Below are 20,105 nucleotides of genomic sequence, written 5' to 3'. Positions count from 1 at the left end.
CTAAAAACTAGTGAAAAACTCATTCTCAAATAAAATAGGGGACAAGTCGTTATCTCTAGCCTCGTTGTTTTTTTTACGCTATAATTACCAGAGGTTAAACATATCTACAATCTTCCACCCATAATGACACCATGCCCAGAGAACAGCGAAGCGGAAAACGATTCTCCCTAGAAACAGCCGTTAAGATTACCTATCGGCACAACCAAGAACCAGAACAGGTGGAAACGGTCAGCGCCAATATAAGCAACGGCGGGGCCTTTCTCCGCACCCTGCAACCTCTCCCCCTGGCCTCTAAACTGCAGGTAGAGTTTCTCCTTGATATGGAAAACCTAAAAAAGCTCCGCTTTATCCTCTCTATCAACAGCCTAAAAGAGTTTTGCCAAAGGCCCAGGGTTTGGGTCATTACAACGGGAGTTGTTATTCGCCAGGAGGCAGATGGTATCGCCATGGTCTTTAACAATAACTACACGGTAACACCAATACAACCAGGAGAAAGCTCTTTTTTCAACCAAAAGAGATAGTCTATCTCTTCTGCAGGAGAACAGCTCCCCACTCACCCTCAATCCCCTTTTCAAGCAAAACAAAACCCTCTCTGGCAAAGATCTCTATAATGGAATCCACCTGTTGGTCGGCAAGCAGGCCCGAGAGAATGAGGTGGCCCTCTTTTTTAACTCGGCTATAGAGCTCAAGTACCATGGAGGCAAGCACATCATGAATAATATTGGCCACCACCAGATCATACTCCTCCCGCAACTCGCTCAGCGGAGTAATGCCAATATCTATTTTTTCAGCTAAATGATTATGGACAACATTATTACTGGCAGCCGCCACAGCATCGGGACAGTTATCAATACCCAAACCACGCTCGGCACCAAAAAGTACCGCCCCCATCACCAAAATCCCTGTACCGCAACCAACATCAAGTACAGTTTTTGCACCACGCTGAGTGACAACATCCTGCAAATAGGAGAGGGAAAGGCTTGTGGTTGCATGATGTCCTGTGCCAAAAGCCATGCCGGGATCCATCTCTATTACCAACTCATCACCTTGGGCCTCATAATTTTCCCAGGTGGGGGCAATTATCAAACCAGGGACAATGGTAAAGGGGACAAAATGTTCCTTCCAGTTCTTACTCCAATCCTCTTCCTCAAGAAATTCCCAAACCAGGCTTGGACTGGCCACATTAAAAACAGCAGCCATCTCTGCCAGGAATACACTTATCTGCGTTGCACATTTTTCAGCATCTGCTGTACTCAGCTCTGCCTGCTCAATAAAGGCAACAATTTGCCCCGCAGGATTTTCATCCTTATCTGCGGCAAGATCAACACCTGCGCCATGAATACCCACCAGATAATCACTCACGACCTCCACCATAAGAGGGTTGGCCTCTATGGATATTTTCAGCCATTTTTTCATAGTGTGCATATCTGTCATCCCTGTTTTTATAGTTAAAAAGTATAGTTACGATATTCAGACAAAACATATCAATTGTAATTATTGCTGTTCTTCTATCGTATATAAACCCTCACCACAAGGAGTTTTCCCGGGAAAAAAAATATTTCCAGATAAGGACTTATTTCCTATGAAAATTTGAGGATAGAAAAGACCATAACTTATCTACTAAAATCAAATTCACTTTTATTTGCTTTTTATGCTTGACAGGAAGTTCATATATTTGTATAAAACTCGCTCGCAAGGGGGGCGTTAACTCAGCTGGTAGAGTATCTGACTTTTAATCAGAGAGTCGCGCGTTCGAGCCGCGCACGCCCCACCATTGCTTTCCATGATTTGTCCCTATCGTCTAGTCAGGTCCAGGACACCGCCCTTTCACGGCGGCAACAGGGGTTCGAATCCCCTTGGGGACGCCAAGATTTATAAAGGGTTTAGCAAGTTTTCTTGCTAAACCCTTTTTTGGTTTCTAGCCACCAATAGCGCAAAACATCCCCCCCCCCAACTGCCAACCTGTAGCAAATCACCCCATCCGCCCAGAGGCAAAGCTTGCTTTTATTCTACAGAAAATTATTATAGTAAACGATTGTGCCTTTCGGGCAGTGCTATAAACAGACTAAGCGAGCCAAACAACTTATCAAGATGAAAGCAAAAAAACCTATAGGAATATTCGACTCGGGTGTCGGCGGACTCTCCGTGGCCCTTAAAATCAAAGAGCTTCTGCCGCGGGAAGACCTTATATACTTTGCTGACACGGGTTTTTCACCCTACGGAACAAAACCTGCAGAGCTGATCAGAAGCAGGGCAAAACATATTACCGCTTTCCTGATTAAAAAAGGCTGCAAGGCCATCGTCGTGGCCTGCAACACCGCCACCGCAAATGCCATAGCATATCTGCGAGCCACATCAAATATCCCCATTATTGGCGTTGAGCCCGGCATAAGACCTGCTGTGCAGCAGAGTAAATCAGGCATAATAGGTGTTCTTGCCACCCGACAAACTCTGAAGAGTAGCTCCTTTCAAACACTGAAAAAGAGATTTGCAGGAAAAAGCCAAATAGAAATTCAAGCCTGCCCCCGCCTGGTGGAACTGGTCGAAGCAGGCAATCTCACCGGTAACGAGACCACCGAGGCCATAGAGGGATACGTAGAGCCTCTGCTCAGGGCCGGTGCTGACTACATTGTCCTTGGCTGTACCCACTACCTCTTTCTCGCCCCGAGCATCAAAAAGATTATTTCAGGCAGGGCCCAACTCATCGACACCTCAGTGCCCGTCACCCAAGAGCTCAAAAAGCAATTAGCCATATCATCCCTCCTCTCTCCTACGAAGAGGGATGGCAGAACTGAATTCTGGACCAGCGGCAACCAAACAGAGGTAACAGCCCAGATAAGCCAACTCTGGGGAGCGGGACAGGTCTTTAAAGAGCAAGCCCCTGAACGCCTAAACCTTACGGAAACAGCGATCAAGATGCTCTGATGAGAGCGGTTTTCCCATGGAGCGACAGAGAAACATGGCCACGATCGATACCGGCAGAGCTATCATCAGAGGATCAACCAGGGCCCATTTACTGCCCATGGCCAGAGAATCCACACCAAAAATCGTCTGACAGAGCATGAGCGGTTTCGACTCCTTAAGATGGACAAAAAATATCCAAAAAAGACTTGTCACTAAGCCCGAAAAAAAACTTACATAGACCCCAAACAAGGTCATCCCCCGACAGTAGAGGGCGCCAAAATACATGGGCAAGAAGGTAGCGGCGCATATGCCCATAAAAATGGCTGTGCCTCGGGCAATAATTGCAGTACCACCCTCAAAAAAATGCGGCAGACCCCAGGCCAGAAAATAGCTGAGCAAAATCGCCAGGAGAATACCTGCCTTGGTAATCAGGATAGAGTTTCCCGTTCGTCCCAGGGCCTTCTCATAAATATCACGGCCAAGGGATGTGCCCATGGTATGAAATTGAGAACTCAGGGTCGACATCGCCGCACTGAGCAGAGTTACCATAAAAACAACGGTAAACCACTGTGGCATGGCATGGCTGATATACATGGGAATGATCTCAGCAACGTTCTTATCCGTTGCCAACAACGATATCTTACCCAGGGTTGCCGGATCATACTTATAGAAAAACACATTTGAAAGAGCTCCGACAACAAAGGAGACCCCCACCGCCACCGCAATAAAAACACCACCAATCAAAACAGCGCGATTCAACTCCCTATTACTCTTCACCGTCATAAAGCGAACAATAAGCTGCGGTTGAGCAAGCACCCCAATACCCACGCCCATTATAAGAGTTGTGACCACCACAAACCAAAAATCAGAACCAAAGGCAGGAAAGGATGTCCAGCCCGTATGTCCCTTCGCCCCAAATATCTTAATAGCGATATCCTTCATTGCGGTCAGCTGTTCATGGGCGGCAACTACACCACCCAACTTATGATAGGTGAAAAAAAGAAGAACAAACATGCCAATAAACATGATGGCACCCTGAAAGGCATCGGTGTACATAACACCCTTAAGACCACCCATTATCACATAAATGGCAATGATAACGGTGAGAAAAAAAAGTGCCACATTGTAATCAATGGATAAAATCTGTGAGACAAATTTTGCCCCACCCATGAGAACAACGCTGGCATAGAGGGGCATGGTCAAGAAAATCACCCCGCCAATACCGCCCTGCAGGGTCTTTGATTGGAAACGCAGCCCCAAAAATTCGGGAAAGGTATGGGCATCGAGGTTTCTTCCCATCACTCTGGTCTTGCGCCCGAAAAAAACAAAGGCAATAAAGACACCAACAAAAATTGTCAAAAAGGTGAGCCAGAGCAAACTCATGCCAAAGACGGCGGCAGCCCCACCAAAACCGATAATAGCCGAGGTACTGATAAAGGTCGCCCCGTAGGATATGGCCATGACAAAGGGATGTATATCACGACCGGCAACCAGATAGTCGGCAGTGGTTGCCGTGTCCCTGTAGGCCTTTGCGGTCAAACAACCCACAACAAATAGATAGAGCAGCACCACCGTTGTCAATAGGGGAACATTCATGATCCTCTCCTAAAGATTCTCTTTAATTTTAATTTCTTCTGCCTTCCACATCAACTCCTGGGCAAGTTCTCCCTCGGTAACATGCCCCCTATTCCAGTTCACCACTCCATAAGCTACGCAGAGCAGGGTGCTGAGCAGGGTAAGAATAATGCCAAGCGGCACAGCTATACCTTCTAAGCCAATCATCAATATCTCCCAAATAAAATTCACCATAATTTTGTATACAGAGCAAGAAACAACTAAAAAATTAGGCAAAAGTCAAATATTAGTTAACATATGTCAAGAGAAAACTGAATTAAGACTAACAAAGGGGCCCTCTTTAAAAAAAATAGCCTGGGCAAGAGGTGCTTGCTCCACCCTTCGACTATAAATTTATCTTTGCTCCCTTTAGGAGAGATCCAAAAGAAAACAGGGATAACGCAAAAAAATATTTTGCTAAATCCCTTATCTCCACCAAAAAGGAAACCCACCCGTCACACGGCTAAGATTATGAAATTAGGTTTTTAAAATTTAAAGAAGGGGTAAGAGGATAGATCCGGAGAAGGAATGGACTCAAATAAAAGCAACATTCATTCACTTTTTAGGGAAAAAGTGTTGACATAGAGCAAAGAAACTTATATATTCCCGCCACGCAAGTGGGGCGTTAACTCAGCTGGTAGAGTATCTGACTTTTAATCAGAGAGTCGCGCGTTCGAGCCGCGCACGCCCCACCACGCACTTGTCCTCATCGTCTAGTCAGGTCTAGGACACCGCCCTTTCACGGCGGCAACAGGGGTTCGAATCCCCTTGGGGACGCCAAGACATAAAAGGGTTTAGCAATTTAATTGCTAAACCCTTTTTCTGTTTCTACTGCACCTACTCAGTCAACTTCTCCAACAAATCAATAGCTCCAGCCGGATTCACAGAAACACTGGCACTGGTCGAACTCGACTTGGTTGTAGTGGTGTGACTGCCATCAGCCCCCCAGGATTCACTGCTATGACTTGAGTGACTCAACTCCTTCTCTCCACCAATAGGCTTTAACCCAGATGCACCAACCTTTGCCGCACCAAAGAGAAGCGCTCTCTCGTTTACCGGCGCAACTTCCAGAGCCTTGGTGGTATGCATTGGATAACCTATCCGCCAATCATTACGATTCTCTCGATAGGTCGGATACTTCCCCTTGGAAACACGACCTGCCTTGGTGCCCACAACGCTAATATCTCTGGTAACCATCCCCTCCTGCCTACCGGCAGAATGAGGCACCACTACAAAATGCCAACCACTATCGGGATTTGTCCACTGCACAGACTGCCCCGATCTACCCGTCTCAAGAGCCCGATCAAGCATTTCCCGATCAAAGGATGTCATTATCTCTGTCACATTCAGCGTTGACTGTGCTGAGGGAGCAGCAAAAGCCTCTCCCGACACCGCTACGGGGGCAGACACCACCCCACCAACGGGCATAAGGGTAACAACCACAGCAGTTGGCGAAAGAGTATAGGCTTCGCCAGTCGTTTTTTGAGTTTCCAGAGAAGAGATGCCTGACTGTATGCCCATATTGGCATCGTCAAAGAACTTACCATCGGAAAGACCTCGACTCACCGCCCCCAGAACCGATTGCTCTGCATGATAAACCCTTTTTACCGTAACATCCTCTTGACGATAACCCGACTTAGTCAGGGTAAGGATATGATCCTGATTGCGCGCCAAATCAAGTGAGGTAGGCGTTTTCCCGGAGGCGATACCATCAACAAGGACATCTGCCCCCATGGGATTGGTCGTCACCGGAACCATTTGCCTATAAACCACAGGCTGACAGGCACTCAAAAGTAGCGCGCAGGCCACAAAACCGATATTTCTAAAATCCATCCCCTTCTCCCTGTAAAAGTTAAGCCTTGAAAAACAGAATAAGATACTATTAACAATAAATTAGACCATCAGTCCCATGAATTTACAAGACGTTTTGGACCAGAAAAGAGGACACTCTTTTTTACACGGTGCTCTCCTCCCCCACAATCCTTGAAAATAACTCTATTTTTCTGTACACTTTATTTTAATATGGATTATTTTTTGCTACAATTGCGACATTTCATCGAGAGATTCAACGAAGAGGGGAATGGCATTCATATAGGAAAAGAATCAACTGTGGCTCCTCAAAGAACAGAACACCTGATGGCCTGCAAAGACTGCGACCTCCTTGTCATCCAGGCCAAGGTCCCCCCGGGCTACTCTGCCAAATGTCCCCGCTGTGGCAGATGCCTCGACAGGTCAATTCACCACTCCATCGCCAAGGTACTTGCCCACAGCATTACCGGAATACTCCTCTATCTGCCTGCCATTTTTCTCCCCCTGCTTACCTTTGAGGCAGTCGGTTTTACCGATAGCAGCAACGTCATTGGCTGCATCATAGAATTTTACCAGGCAGAGTACTACTTTGTTACCCTGGCCATCTTCCTCTCGGCTATTGTCTTTCCCTGCCTGCTTCTCCTCTCTGCCCTCCTCACCTCCCTATCTCTCTATTTTCACAAATACCCGCCCTGGCTACGCCACATCTTTCGCATCTATGTGCGAACAGAAGAGTGGGCCATGACCGAAGTTTTTTTCCTGGGCATTATCGTTGCCATCATCAAGATGAAGGACAGCTCTACCATCGGCTACGACGCCGGATTTTTCTGCTTTATGCTAGTGGTCCTTATCACGGTGAGAATAAATGCCACCATGGACAAGAGACTCTTTTGGGAAAGAATAGAATTTAAGGACAGGCCAACCGAGGCCCTGCCATTTTCTCCTCAAAGCAGAGGAGAGAGTGCAGCAGCAAACGGCTTTTGCCACTGCCACGACTGTCATAAATTGATTCCCATAGCAGATGGCATGGACAAATGCCCTCGCTGTGGCGCCTACCTGCACCTACGAAAACAACAGAGTATCTCCAGAACCTGGGCCCTGCTCTGCTCCGCCATTATCCTGCTTTTCCCAGCCAACCTCCTGCCCATCATGCAGGTGAGCTTTATGGGGACCCCGACGCCTTCAACTATCATGGACGGCATCAGATTCTTCTTTGACTCTGGACAGTTATTTATTGGCATAGTTATCCTCACGGCAAGCATACTGGTACCAATATTCAAGGTGGTGGGCATCACCATCCTCCTCATAAGTATCAAGTTTAACTTCCATCACTACCTGCGTAAAAAAGCTATTATGTACCGATACATTTCCTTTATCGGCAAATGGTCAATGCTTGATATCTTTGTTATCGGTCTGCTCACAGCCCTGGTAAATTTTGGCTTTTTCTCCTCCGTTTCGGCGGATTCCGCCGCAACATATTTTTGTGGAGTTGTCCTGACCACCATGGCCGCGGCCCTGGCATTTGACCCGCGCCTTCTCTGGGATAAGTACGAAAACACAGCAGGCTCCGGGCCTGTCCCCCCTCAACCCCCAAAAACACCATGATCAAACCTGCAACAGTTCAAAAAGAGAAGGGCATCTCTGCGATTTGGATACTGCCCATACTGGCCCTGGTAATATGCAGCTGGCTCCTCTACAGCAGCTACAAAAATGCGGGTATAGATGTCACCGTCTATTTCGATGACGCCACGGGAATAATTGCGGATAAAACCTTGGTGATGACGAGGGGAGTACGAATTGGCATTGTCACAGACATAGACCCCGGCCTTGAAGACAGTAAAATAAAAACCACGGTCAAACTGGACAGGAGGGTAGAAGAGAAAATCAGCAAAGACAGCCTTTTTTGGATTGTAAAGCCGGAACTCTCCGTCACCAAAATTGAGGGACTTGATACCATAGTTGGCGGCAGCTATATAGAGGTTGAGTTTGGTAAATCAACGGAGCGGGGAGAGAGCTTTCAAGGCCTGAGTTCATCCCCGCCAGTGAACCTCGACGCCCCCGGCCTGCATATTACCCTGATCGCCGACAGCCTGGGATCAATCCAAAAAAGCACAGGCATTTATTCTCGAAATATCGAAATAGGAATGGTAAGCGAATTTAAACTTATCGGTGAGGAAAAAGTTTCCATCAAGGTCTTTATCTATCCTCAATACGCCCACCTTGTTCATAATGAGAGCAGATTCTACAATGCCAGTGGTATCTCCATCAAAGGCAAACTCCCCAAAATTAAAATACAAATAGAATCAATTGCCGCCCTTATCAAGGGAGGAATCATACTGTACACACCGGAAAAATTTATTGGCGACCCACCGGCAGAAAATGGCCAGGAATACACCTTTTATAAAAATTTCAGTGATGCAGAGTACGGCCTGGAGTTCAAGCTTCATCTCCCTTCAAACTATAACATTTCCGAAGGTGACACCAAGGTCATCTTCCATGGGGTAGAGGTAGGTTTTGTCAAACATATAGACACCAGCAGAGACCAGGATATCATCACCGCCACCATCCTCCTTGATCCCAGGGCAGAGGTAGCGCTGCGAGAGGAGACCGTTTTTTGGTTGGTGGAACCCAAGGTCTCCATTGAAGGAATTGAAAACATCAACACCCTGCTTACGGGACCACACATAGCTTTCAGCCCAGGCAAAGGTGCCTTTCGGGACAGCTTTAACATCTCTCCCGTACCTCCTGCCCTTATCCCGCTGCGCAGGGGGAAGTCCTTCTTTCTCGAATCCGCCAAGATCAGCTTTATAGATGGTGCTGCCGTATACTTTAAGAATATCCAGGTGGGCGAGGTAGTCAAAAGTAGCCTTAAAAACTCCGGGAGAACGATCCACACCCAGATATATATTTACCAAAAATATCTCGTACTCCTCAGCTCAAAGAGCGTTTTCTGGCAGTACAGTGGCATTGACATCCAGGCAAGCCTCTCGGGAATCGAGGTGAAAATGGGCCCTATACGCAAAATAATCTCCGGCAGTATCGCCTTCACCACCCCGGATAAGCTGAAAAAAGAAAAAAATATCCCACCAAAAGAAAATGCTCGCTTTCCACTCTATGCCAGCCGGCAAATGGCCGTTAAAAATGTAGCTGCCCTGCAAAAACCAGGAAAGTTTTTTTGGCTACGTACAGCAAGAGAAACAAGTCTCAACATTGGCTCCCCTCTCCTCCATACAAACACTGCCATTGGCCATATTGTCAGCTTCAAACGAGGAAAAAATGACCGGGATATCATAGCAAAATGTTTTGTGGAGAAACAGTACCAAGGCCTCATTAAGCCCAAAACCCGCTTCTACGACGCAAGCGGCGTTCAAGTTAGCGGTGGAATAGGGGGGTTCAATATTCAGACAGGCCCACTTCAATCCATTGTAGCGGGAGGCATAGGCTGTTTCACCCCCACTGAGGGAGAGCCCAAAAAAAGCTCCGCACCATATACCCTCTACAATAACTTTCACGACGCCCTCTACGCCAAGGTAAATATAAGGGTGCTCTTTAACGATCTTGGCGGACTGAAGACAGGCGCTCCAGTAATGTACAAGGGCATTGAGATCGGCTCAGTAACAAAGCTGAACCTCGGCAAAAATCTTCACTCTGTCTCTGCCACCCTTCTGGTAGAGGAAAAGACCCTCCCCCTCTTTCGACAGGGCACAAAAATCTGGTTAAGACAGGCACAGATAAATCTTGCCGAAATAAAAAATCTGCAATCGGTAATCCTCGGCCCCTCTGTAACTCTTCTCCCCGGCCAAGGTGAGCAAAGAAGATACTTCAGGGCCATTGATGGCCCACCTGATGCTCTCTTGACTACCGGCTTTCCAGTGGTGCTGGAGGCAAAGAGATTAAACTCTCTAACGCCTGGCTCACCTGTTTACTATCGACAGCTGCAGGTGGGAGAGGTGGTCAGCTACGCTCTGGCAAAAAACTTTGAGAACGTTGAGGTACGTATTAATATCGACGATAAATACAGAAATCTCATCTGCCAGAAAACCAAGTTCTGGAACAGCAGTGGAGTAACTGTCAAGGCGGGTATCTTCTCCGGGGTAACGGTACGCACAGAATCTCTGGCAGCATTTATGGCAGGTGGAATATCTCTGGGCAACCCGGTAAAAAAAGAGAAGAGAAAATTAGCACGGGAAAATCAGCATTTTCTTCTTCACGAGGAGGGCAAAGAGTGCTGGCAGCAGTAACTGGCAATGCAGGCAAAAAGGGGAAGGCCTAAGGCTATCTGGAGAGAAGAGTTAGACACAAAAAGGGCCTGTCGCTAAGCGACAGGCCCTTTTCGTTTTTGGTTTGGTAGCAGTCTCTACAACAAAGCAAGCAAAACACCCGCAGCAACAGCGGAACCGATAACACCAGACACATTTGCGCCCATTGCATGCATAAGCAAGTGATTTTGAGGATTTGCTTCAAGACCTACTTTATTTACCACACGAGCAGCCATAGGTACAGCAGAAACTCCAGCTGCGCCTATTAATGGATTAATTGGAGTCTTAGAAAATTTATTCATAAGTTTTGCCAACAATAACCCAGAAGCGGTGCCAATCCCAAAGGCAATCATTCCCAGAGCAAGAATGCCCAGGGTTTCAAGATTTAAAAACTTTTCAGCTGAAAGCTTACTACCAACGCCCAGTCCTAAAAAGATGGTAACAATATACATCAGTGAATTTTTGATAGTATCGGACAACCTATCAATCACACCACACTCCTTGGCCAGATTACCCAGCATAAACATACCAATCAGAGGCGCCGCCGAAGGAAGAAGGAGGACGCAGATACCAAGCACCAGAAGAGGCAAAATAATCTTTTCTATCTTTGAAACATGACGCAACTGGACCATTTTAATCTGTCGCTCATCCTCGGTGGTCAGCCACCTCATAATAGGCGGCTGGATAAGAGGCACAAGGGCCATGTAAGAATAGGCAGCAATGGCAATAGAGCCTAATAGACGAGGCGACAACTTACTGGAAAGAAAGATTGCCGTAGGCCCATCTGCACCGCCAATAATACCAATGGAGGCTGCATCGCGAAGGGAGAAGTTAATTCCTGAGACCATATCACTTAAAAAGAGGGCACCGAGCAGGGTGGTAAAAATACCAAACTGAGCAGCTCCACCAAGGAGGATGAGCTTAGGATTAGCGATCATCGGCCCAAAATCGGTCAGGGCACCAACGCCCATGAAGATGATCAGAGGAAAAACACCGGTCATGATACCAACTTCATAGATATAGTGAAGGAGACCACCGGGGCCGGCAATACCGGCCAAGGGAATATTGGAGAGGATAGCACCGTAGCCGATAGGAATAAGTAAAAGTGGCTCAAAGCCCTTAAAGATACCCAGGTAGATAAGCAGCAGACCGACGCAGATCATCAGGACTCGACCAATTCCCATGGTCCAATCCTTGGTCTGGCCCTCGATAAAACCATAAATTCCCGTGGTCTCAAAAAGCCTGCCGGCAAGTTTTGAAACAGAGGGAAGATGACTTGTCGTTGATACCGCAGGGGTGTCGACAACGATGGCCGAAGCCTCTATGCGACCCAAGGTCTGTCCAGCCGTAACCCTCTGAAACGCTTGGATTTCTACACCGGTAACCTTACCAGCAACACCAGCCTTCAGACTGAGAATAGTGCCATCATCCTGTTTAAGCACCACCAGGGCATCCCCACTATACACATAGCCATCTATCTGCATATCAACATGCTTAACGGTTGCATCAACGGGAGACACTATAGAAACAACATCCGCCGCTACTGCCTGACCACAGAAGGCCAGGAGGACGAAGAGTACATTGACAAAAAAACGCATTTTCATGATCTATCCTGCGAAAGAAATCCTAGAACATCCTGACTCCCCTCCGAAGAGAGAAGCCAGAAAATAGGGTGGGCATGTTAGCCAATAATAAGGAGCTCGGTTCCAGCCTGTACCGTATCACCGGTAGCTACCTCAATGGCAAGCACCTTACCGGCACAGGGAGCTGTCACCTCTGACTCCATCTTCATCGCCTCCATAACAAGCAGAGGCTGATTCTCAGTCACGCTGTCACCAACATCCACCAAAATCTTGAGGATATTACCTGGGGTAGGAGCCTCAACCTCTGTGCCTGAAACGGCAACAGGGGCTGCGGCCGGAGCTGCCGTAGCAGGAGAAGCCTGAACAGCGCCACCTTCCGAAACCACAACATCATAGGCACGACTGTTAACGGTAATACTATAGCTACGAGGACCAACAGGAGCGGCAACCGGAGCTGCTTTCTTGCCCTTGCCCTTAGGGGCAACGGGCTTCTCGTCGGTTATCTTACGAATACTGGTGATAGCCTTACCCTGAAGGAAGTCCAGACCCTTTTGCTCGCAACTGGCAATAATAAAAATATTTTCATCACTTACGGGGAGATTATTTTCCTCAAGGATCTTTGTGGCCTTAGGAATACCAGGCTCAAGAATATCCAGAGGGTCATCGGTGAAGACAGGCTTACCAAGCTGCTTTGAGGCCAGGGCCACAATCTCCGGATCAGCTGGAACAGGAGTGTTACCGAAGTAACCAAGCACCATATTGCCATAGCTGGGATTGATCTTCTTCCAGCGCCCCTGAGTAACATTAAGATATGCCTGTTGAAAATAAAACTGAGATACTGGAGTCACCGAAGTGCCAAAACCTCCACGTCTCACCACCTCAGACATCTCTTTGATTACCTGAGGATAGAGATGAAGGGTACCGGTATCACGCATCATCATGGTATTGGCTGTAAGAGCACCACCAGGCATTGGTGACAGGGTTACGGTGGGAGAGACCATCTTGGCTTCGGGTGGAATGAAGTAGTCCTTCATTGCCAACTCAAAGGCCTCGGAGGCAACAAGCACCTTCTCGTAATCCAGATCAAGGGTATAATCGGTGCCCTTCAGAGCATGCATCTGAGAGAGGATATCAGCCTGACAGGTACCGCCACTAACGGGGCTTTTGGCCAGATCAATACCATCTGCACCACCCTCAATAGCCGCCATATTTTGGGCAATGGCAAGACCGGCAGTGTCATGGGTATGAAACCAAAGGATAGTACCCTCAGGAACAATAGCACGAGCCATCTTAAAGGTATTGTAGACCTTTCTTGGGTTCGAGGTACCAGAGGCATCCTTAAAACAGATGGAATCAAAGGGGATATCTGCGGCAATTATCTGCTTGAGACGATCCATATAAAATTCAGCAGTATGCGCACCTTCACAGCCGGGAGGAAGATCCATCATGGAAACAACAATCTGATGCTTCAGACCATGGTGAGCAATACGGGCACCAGAGTACTCAAGATTATGCACATCATTAAGAGCATCAAAGTTACGGATGGTTGTCATTCCGTGCTTTTTGAACATTTTGGCATGGAGATCGATAATATCGCGTGGACATTGGCTCAAGGCCACTACGTTGATACCCCGAGCAAGTGTCTGTAACTCTACATCAGGACCAACCTCAGCACGAAAGCGATCCATCATGTCAAAGGCAGACTCACCGCAGTAAAAAAACAAACTCTGAAAACGAGCTCCACCACCAGCCTCAATATGCGTAATACCTGCATCAACAGATGCCTTTACCGCTGGCATAAAGTCATCGGTCAAAACTCGAGCACCAAAAACCGACTGAAACCCATCCCTAAAGGATGTGTCCATAAATTTAATTACTTTCTTACCCACTTGATCATTCTCCTTATACTGGAAGGGGTGAATTAACTCTTATCATTTGCGTCTTTGCTCTACGCATATCGCTCTGCTTCAAAGGCTGCAACCGCTGCAGAAATAACAGCAATATCTTCATCGACATTTTCCACTGCTGTCCTCTTCGCTGCTGCCTTCTTCTTTCTTGCTTCAGCCTGTCGACGCCTTGTTGCCTCTATCTCATCAAGTTCCTTTCGGGCAAACCCGCGAGTACAGTAAGAAATAAGTTGGATGAGCAAGATCATCGCAATAAGAAAAAGAAGTACTGTGGTCATCCCGACCAGCATTAATTTTAATCCCGCAAATATCATAACAGTCTTATCTAATTGAGGTTACGAGTAATGGTTCACAAAAACAGCACATAATTGTAATAAATACACTCCTGCTACAATACAAAAAAAATACCCTCTTAGCATCATAAAGATACAAAACAACCTTTTTTTATAAGTTCGCCTACAACATGCTATCATTTTCTTTGAACGAATCTCACAAAATAGTTATTTTGTTCTCTATAAGAACAAGAAAAAATATCATATATGTGTTTTCCTCTTTTTGCAAATATCTTTCTCACCTTAAAAAAAATTTAGGTGTAAAATAAATAGCCTTTAGAAGCAATGTTCTCTAGGCTGTCCCGTTTATTTACCTTGGACTATTGACGTAAATTTTATAAATTAGCAGTAACAACTACCATATCATCAATACTTATTTTTCCCAAAACATCAATTCTGCGAGCAAAATCATGCAAAACATCGTGAAAACTATCCTTGACTCATACACAGGCATAGACATGGAACTCATTCCCATTCTGCAGAATGTCCAACACAAATTTGGCTACCTGCCGGAAGATGCCATGAGAGAAGTCGCCGATTTCTTACGCATTCCCGAAAGTCGCGTCTACGGCGTCGCCACATTTTATGAACAATTTCGCTTTACTCCCGTCGGCAAAACTAAGGTCACCGTTTGCCGCGGAACTGCCTGCCATGTACGAGGGGCTCAAAAGATCATAGCAAGCGTTGAAAAACGCCTTGGTATAAAAGAAGGTGAAACCACGGAAGATGGTGAGTACACCCTGGAAACAGCAGCATGCATCGGCTGTTGTGCCCTTGCTCCCTGTGTCATGATCAATGAAGAGGTTGAGGCCAACTTAACTCCAAAAAAAATGAATGCATATTTTGACCAGAAGGAAGAGGCCAATGACGATTAAAGAGATACGACAGCAGGCAGAGGCGAACTGGCAGTCACTTATAAAGGGCACCGTTATCTATATTGGAGCTGCAACCTGTGGACGTTCCGCCGGCGCCCTAAAAACCAAAAAAGCCTTTGAGACAGAGCTGGCAAAACAAAATGTTAAGGCTGAAATTGTCGAGGTGGGTTGCTTTGGCCCCTGTTACACAGAGCCCCTGATCTGTATTGCCAGACCCGGCAAGACCAAGCTCTTCTTTCAAAATGTCGACGGAGAGAGGGCGGAAGAACTGGTGACTGGCTACCTGCAAACAGGAGAGATTCCCCGTGACTATCTCTTTGCTGCCGTCCCAGAAGATGGCATTGAACGGGAAAAGGAATTGCCATACCTTGATGAAAAGCCAGAATTTGCCCGGCAAAAAAGAATTCTCTTTGCCAGCTTCGGCTTTACCGACCCCACCAATATAGAGCACTACCTCGTCCATGATGGCTACCTGGCCCTGGAAAAGTCCCTGCAAGAGGGCCCTGACATGGTACTTACCGAGATAAAAAAATCTGCCCTACGCGGTCGCGGCGGTGGCGGCTTCCCTGCTGCCCGCAAGTGGGAGGCGGGCAGGAAAGCTACAGGTCACCCTAAATATGTGGTCTGTAACGCAGATGAAGGTGACCCCGGAGCCTTCATGGATCGATCCGTGCTCGAGGGTGATCCCCATGCAGTTCTTGAGGGCATGGCCATTGCCGGCCTCACCATTGGTTCTGAAAAAGGCTATATCTATGTCCGGGCAGAATACCCCCTTGCCATTGCCCGATTGCAAAATGCCATCGATCAGGCCAAGGAGAAAAACCTCCTCGGAGCCAACATCCTCGGCACAGACTTCTCCTTTGACATCGAACTATTCCAGGGAGCAGGGGCCTTTGTCTGCGGGGAATCGACGGCACTCACCCAATCCATCCAGGGCTACCGCGGCATGCCCAAGGCCTCTCCCCGCCCCCGTACCACCGACGAGGGTCTCTTTGACAAGCCAACCCTGCTCAATAACGTAAAGACCTTTGCCTATGTCCCCAAGATTATCAACAGCGGCGGTGAAAGCTTTGCCGCCATCGGTACCGAGAAGAGCAAGGGTACCGCTGTCTTTGCCCTGACCGGAATGGTCAAGCACTGCGGACTCATCGAAGTCCCCATGGGCACCACCCTGCGTGAAATCGTCTTTGAGCTGGGTGGTGGGATGGTCGGTGAAAGTCCCTTCAAGGCCATTCAATCCGGTGGCCCCTCCGGTGGCTGCCTTCCCGCCCACACCCTTGATACCCCTGTGGATTATGACTCTCTGGTTTCTGCCGGGGCCATGATGGGCTCCGGTGGACTGGTGGTCATGGATGAGTCAACCTGTATGGTGGACATTGCCCGATATTTTCTCGATTTCACCCAAAAAGAGTCCTGCGGCCAGTGCACCCTCTGCAAGCTTGGCACCAAACAGATGCTCAACATCCTTGAAGATATTGTCGCCGGTCGCGGCAAAGAGGGAGACATAGAGCTACTTCTTGAGGTGGGCGAGGCAGTTAACGCTGGTTCTCTCTGCGGACTGGGCAAGAGTGCAGCAAACCCCGTTCTCACCACCATTAAATATTTTAGAGACGAGTACGAGGCTCATATCCGCGACAAGGCCTGTCCCGCATGTGCATGCAAAGACCTTATCTCTTTTCACATCGACCCTGAAAAATGCACAGGCTGTACTGCCTGCGCCAGGGCCTGCCCTGTCTCGGCCATCAGTGGCGAAAAGAGACAGGTACATCAAATCGACCAAGCACTCTGTATCCGTTGCGGAGTTTGTCTGGAAAAATGTCCGAAAAAATGGGCCGCAGTTAGCTGCATCCCCGGTAATGGGTTGGGAGAATAATATATGAAGAAAGTAACACTAACGATTAACGGCCGTTCCGTAACTGCCCCCGAGGGGAGCTATGTCCTCCAGGCTGCCCTGCAGAAGGGAATCTATATCCCCCATCTCTGCTACCATAACGATCTCGAACCAGTGGGAGCCTGTCGCCTCTGCACCGTGCGGGTAAACGGTCGTTGGGATGCCCTCTCCTGCAAGACCCCCGTGGAAGAAGGCATGGTCATTGAGACAGAGACAGAGACAATTGCCAAAACCCGAAAAATTGCCATTGAACTGCTCATTGCCGACCATGACATGGACTGTCTGGCCTGTGCCCGCAACACCACCTGCAAACTCCAGCAGGCAGCAGACTATATCGGGGTGAACAAAAAACATCTGGCTCGCCTGAAAAAGCCGGAGGTACTTCTGCCCATAGATGACTCCAACCCGTTTTTTGACTTCGATCCCAATAGATGCGTGCTCTGCGGTATCTGCATACGTACCTGTGACGAATTGCAAAACATCAACGCCATCGACTTTGCCTACCGTGGTCTGACAACCAAGGTAGCCGGTTTTGGCGACAAGGCCAGGATCCTCTCTAACTGCGAATCCTGCGGAGAATGTGTTGCCCGCTGTCCGGTGGGAGCCCTTACTGAAAAAGATTATGTTAAGCCGAGCCACTGGGTTAAAACCGTCTGCGCCTACTGTGGCTGTGGATGTGGACTTGATCTGGGGGTACGCGATAACAAGATAGTAAGCGCCCGGGGCGAACATGGTAATCCAGCCAATAGGGGCCGCCTCTGCGTTAAGGGCCGCTTTGGTTTTAACTATGTCAACTCAAAGGAACGACTCACCACCCCCATGGTGCGCAGGCCCGAAGGTTTTGTGCCGGTAAGCTGGGATGAGGCCCTTGATCTCATTGCCGACAATTTTGCCAAGAACAAGGGTGATAGCTTTGCCGCAGTCTCCTCTGCCAAATGCACCAACGAGGAAAACTACCTCCTGCAAAAATTTACCCGCACGGTGATGAAAACCAACAATATAGATCACTGCGCCCGTTTGTGACACGCTCCCACCGTGGCCGGTCTGGCCACTGCTTTTGGAAGCGGCGCAATGACAAACTCCATTGCCGAAATTGGCGATGCTCAGGTAATCCTGGCGATTGGTACCAATACCACCGCCGCCCATCCAATTATCGCCCTGCAGATAAAGGATGCTGTTCGCCGAGGCGCAAAGCTGATTGTTATCAATCCGAAAAGAATTGATCTCTGTAAACATGCCCATATCTTCCTGCAGAATACCCCGGGTTCCGACATTCCACTGCTGATGACAATGATGCGCATTATCGTAGAGGAAGACCTGATTGATAAGGAGTTCATCGAAGAACGCTGTGAAAACTACCCTGCCTTCCTCGCCTCCCTGCAACAATTCGAACTGGAGGATGTGGCAGAACTCACAGGAATCCCAGCCGAAACAATCCGAGAGGCAGCCCTCTGCTACGCAACAGAGTCACCTGCCACAATTCTCTACTGCATGGGCATCACCCAACATGTACACGGCACCGACAATGTTCTTGCCACCAGTAATCTCGCCCTACTTACCGGAAACGTAGGCAAGGAGTCAACGGGCGTTAATCCCCTGCGCGGGCAAAACAATGTGCAGGGATCCTGTGATATGGGAGCCCTCCCCGACGTCTATCCAGGCTATCAAAAAGTTGTCAACAACACGGCAGCCTTTGAAGAGAAGTGGCAGACATCGCTTTCCGCAGTGCCGGGCAAGACCCATACAGAGATCTTTGACGGCCTCTACGATGGCTCCATCAAATCCGTTTATCTCATCGGTGAAAACCCCGTACTCAGTGAGGCCAATGCCAGCCATGCCATCGAGGCCATGAACAGGGCAAAATTCCTGGTAGTTCAAGACATCTTCTTTTCTGAGACAGCTGAACTGGCAGACGTCATCTTACCCGCCAGCAGCTTTGCAGAAAAGGACGGTACCTTCACCAACACCGAACGACGGGTGCAACGGGTACGCCAGGCAATTGAACCGGTGGGTGATTCACGGCCCGATTGGTGGATCATTAAAGAGATTGCGACAAGGATGGGAGCAAAGGGCTTTGACCATGAGGGACCGGAACAGATCATGGAAGAGATTTCCGCCACTATTCCCAACTATGCGGGAATTAACTATGACCGACTCCAGCATGGCACCCTGCAGTGGCCATGTCCCAGCACCGATCATCCGGGCACCAAGTTCCTCCATGCCGAGCGTTTTGCCACAGCCAACGGCAGGGCACGTTTTATGCCCCTGAAGACGAGAAAAACCACGGAACAGGTGGATAAGAAATATCCACTTCTCCTCAACACGGACCGCAGCCTCTTTCACTTTCATGGAACCATGACCAGAAGGGTATTTGGCCTCAATGTCCTTGATCGCGGAGAAAATCTTATTATTCACCCAGAGGATGCAGAAAAATTTTCACTGACGGATGGCGAGATTGTGGAGGTTCGTTCCCGCAGGGGGGCTGTTAAGGTGGCTGTCGAAATTAATGACTCATGTCGTCCCGGTAGCGTATCCATGTCCTTTCACTTTTCCGAAACTCCGACCAATATGCTGACCTCGGGTGCCCTTGATCCCGTGGCCAAGACACCGGGGACTAAGATCTGTGCAGTGCAGATAAACAAGCTTTAGAAGAAAAAAAGGCGACATGAAGATCATGTCGCCTTTCTCTATTTGAGAGCTTATATCTCGTAAATAAACCATTTCCCCAAGCTTTGAGCCTTTGTAGGTCTGTATATTGGCCATCTCCTCAAGTTTTTGACCTGTGTACAGATGTATATTGGCCATCTCCTCAGGTTTTTGATCAATGTACAGATGTATATTGGCCGTCTCCTCAAGTTTTCTAGCTTTATACATCTGTATATTGTCCGCCAACTCAAGTTTTCGGGGTTTGTACATCTGTACACGACCTCT

At 48.1% G+C, this 20,105-nt stretch carries 14 protein-coding genes and 4 tRNA genes; 11 read left to right on the top strand and 7 right to left on the bottom strand.

Annotated elements, in window-relative coordinates; translation table 11 throughout:
- The first annotated feature begins 131 nt into the window (after positions 1 to 131).
- Complete coding sequence (locus DP_RS03485) at positions 132 to 521, top strand: PilZ domain-containing protein (RefSeq protein ID WP_011187939.1); 390 nt, start codon at positions 132 to 134, stop codon at positions 519 to 521.
- 1 nt (position 522) lies between these two features.
- Here DP_RS03485 and prmA read toward each other — a convergent pair whose 3' ends face one another.
- Positions 523 to 1,425 carry a 50S ribosomal protein L11 methyltransferase gene (prmA, locus tag DP_RS16575; RefSeq protein WP_011187938.1) on the bottom strand — a complete coding sequence of 301 codons (903 nt, stop codon included), beginning with the start codon at positions 1,423 to 1,425 and terminating at the stop codon, positions 523 to 525.
- 273 nt (positions 1,426 to 1,698) lie between these two features.
- Between prmA and DP_RS03475 the strand changes: the two genes are divergently transcribed.
- The 3 genes from DP_RS03475 to murI all read left to right on the top strand — a co-directional run bounded on the left by DP_RS03475 (position 1,699) and on the right by murI (position 2,925).
- Positions 1,699 to 1,774: transfer RNA gene (locus DP_RS03475), tRNA-Lys, on the top strand.
- Positions 1,775 to 1,790: 16 nt separating this feature from the next.
- A tRNA-Glu gene (locus DP_RS03470) sits at positions 1,791 to 1,868 on the top strand.
- 223 nt (positions 1,869 to 2,091) lie between these two features.
- Positions 2,092 to 2,925 carry a glutamate racemase gene (murI, locus tag DP_RS03465; RefSeq protein WP_041277587.1) on the top strand — a complete coding sequence of 278 codons (834 nt, stop codon included), beginning with the start codon at positions 2,092 to 2,094 and terminating at the stop codon, positions 2,923 to 2,925.
- Here murI and DP_RS03460 read toward each other — a convergent pair.
- Both DP_RS03460 and DP_RS17850 read right to left on the bottom strand, forming a co-directional pair.
- Positions 2,890 to 4,500, bottom strand: coding sequence for a sodium:solute symporter family protein (locus DP_RS03460; protein ID WP_011187936.1), 1,611 nt, complete (start codon positions 4,498 to 4,500; stop codon positions 2,890 to 2,892). The two genes, murI and DP_RS03460, sit on opposite strands and share 36 nt — an antisense overlap.
- Before the next feature lie 9 nt (positions 4,501 to 4,509).
- Positions 4,510 to 4,686 carry a symporter small accessory protein gene (locus DP_RS17850; RefSeq protein ID WP_156792197.1) on the bottom strand — a complete coding sequence of 59 codons (177 nt, stop codon included), beginning with the start codon at positions 4,684 to 4,686 and terminating at the stop codon, positions 4,510 to 4,512.
- Between the two features lie 451 nt (positions 4,687 to 5,137).
- Here DP_RS17850 and DP_RS03455 point away from each other — a divergent pair.
- Both DP_RS03455 and DP_RS03450 read left to right on the top strand, forming a co-directional pair.
- Positions 5,138 to 5,213: transfer RNA gene (locus DP_RS03455), tRNA-Lys, on the top strand.
- A 7-nt stretch (positions 5,214 to 5,220) separates the two neighbouring features.
- Positions 5,221 to 5,298, top strand: a tRNA-Glu gene (locus DP_RS03450).
- A 57-nt stretch (positions 5,299 to 5,355) separates the two neighbouring features.
- Here DP_RS03450 and DP_RS03445 read toward each other — a convergent pair.
- The gene (locus DP_RS03445; RefSeq protein WP_011187935.1) at positions 5,356 to 6,351 is read right to left on the bottom strand and encodes a PEGA domain-containing protein; all 996 of its coding nucleotides are present in this window, start codon (positions 6,349 to 6,351) and stop codon (positions 5,356 to 5,358) included.
- Between the two features lie 201 nt (positions 6,352 to 6,552).
- Between DP_RS03445 and DP_RS03440 the strand changes: the two genes are divergently transcribed.
- Positions 6,553 to 7,932, top strand: coding sequence for a paraquat-inducible protein A (locus DP_RS03440; RefSeq protein WP_162096624.1), 1,380 nt, complete (start codon positions 6,553 to 6,555; stop codon positions 7,930 to 7,932).
- Positions 7,929 to 10,568: a PqiB family protein gene (locus tag DP_RS03435; protein ID WP_011187933.1), complete on the top strand. Its 2,640-nt coding sequence runs from the start codon at positions 7,929 to 7,931 to the stop codon at positions 10,566 to 10,568. Before DP_RS03440 ends, DP_RS03435 begins: the two co-directional genes overlap by 4 nt.
- A 116-nt stretch (positions 10,569 to 10,684) precedes the next feature.
- On the opposite strand, the gene DP_RS03430 is transcribed toward DP_RS03435, so the two are convergent.
- The 3 genes from DP_RS03430 to DP_RS03420 all read right to left on the bottom strand — a co-directional run bounded on the left by DP_RS03430 (position 10,685) and on the right by DP_RS03420 (position 14,390).
- A complete protein-coding gene (locus DP_RS03430) occupies positions 10,685 to 11,770 on the bottom strand; it encodes a sodium ion-translocating decarboxylase subunit beta (RefSeq protein ID WP_198408711.1) in 1,086 nt (361 codons plus the stop codon).
- Between the two features lie 497 nt (positions 11,771 to 12,267).
- A complete protein-coding gene (locus DP_RS03425) occupies positions 12,268 to 14,058 on the bottom strand; it encodes a biotin/lipoyl-containing protein (RefSeq protein ID WP_011187931.1) in 1,791 nt (596 codons plus the stop codon).
- A gap of 59 nt (positions 14,059 to 14,117) precedes the next feature.
- Positions 14,118 to 14,390 carry an OadG family protein gene (locus DP_RS03420; protein WP_011187930.1) on the bottom strand — a complete coding sequence of 91 codons (273 nt, stop codon included), beginning with the start codon at positions 14,388 to 14,390 and terminating at the stop codon, positions 14,118 to 14,120.
- Positions 14,391 to 14,818: 428 nt separating this feature from the next.
- Here DP_RS03420 and nuoE point away from each other — a divergent pair, with 428 nt between their 5' ends.
- Genes nuoE through fdhF form a run of 3 tightly spaced genes read left to right on the top strand, consistent with a single transcriptional unit; the run spans position 14,819 to position 19,823 of the window.
- Positions 14,819 to 15,283, top strand: coding sequence for an NADH-quinone oxidoreductase subunit NuoE (gene nuoE, locus DP_RS03415; protein WP_011187929.1), 465 nt, complete (start codon positions 14,819 to 14,821; stop codon positions 15,281 to 15,283).
- Positions 15,273 to 17,156: an NADH-ubiquinone oxidoreductase-F iron-sulfur binding region domain-containing protein gene (locus DP_RS03410; RefSeq protein WP_083818927.1), complete on the top strand. Its 1,884-nt coding sequence runs from the start codon at positions 15,273 to 15,275 to the stop codon at positions 17,154 to 17,156. Before nuoE ends, DP_RS03410 begins: the two co-directional genes overlap by 11 nt.
- Before the next feature lie 3 nt (positions 17,157 to 17,159).
- A complete protein-coding gene (fdhF, locus tag DP_RS17305) occupies positions 17,160 to 19,823 on the top strand; it encodes a formate dehydrogenase subunit alpha (protein WP_011187927.1) in 2,664 nt (887 codons plus the stop codon).
- Positions 19,824 to 20,105: the final 282 nt, after the last annotated feature.

Origin of the sequence: Desulfotalea psychrophila LSv54, from assembly GCF_000025945.1 — a bacterium.
Classification (GTDB): Bacteria; Desulfobacterota; Desulfobulbia; order Desulfobulbales; family Desulfocapsaceae; genus Desulfotalea; species Desulfotalea psychrophila.
Note: the sequence above shows the minus strand (reverse complement) of the source record. Positions and strands in the feature narration are given on the sequence as shown.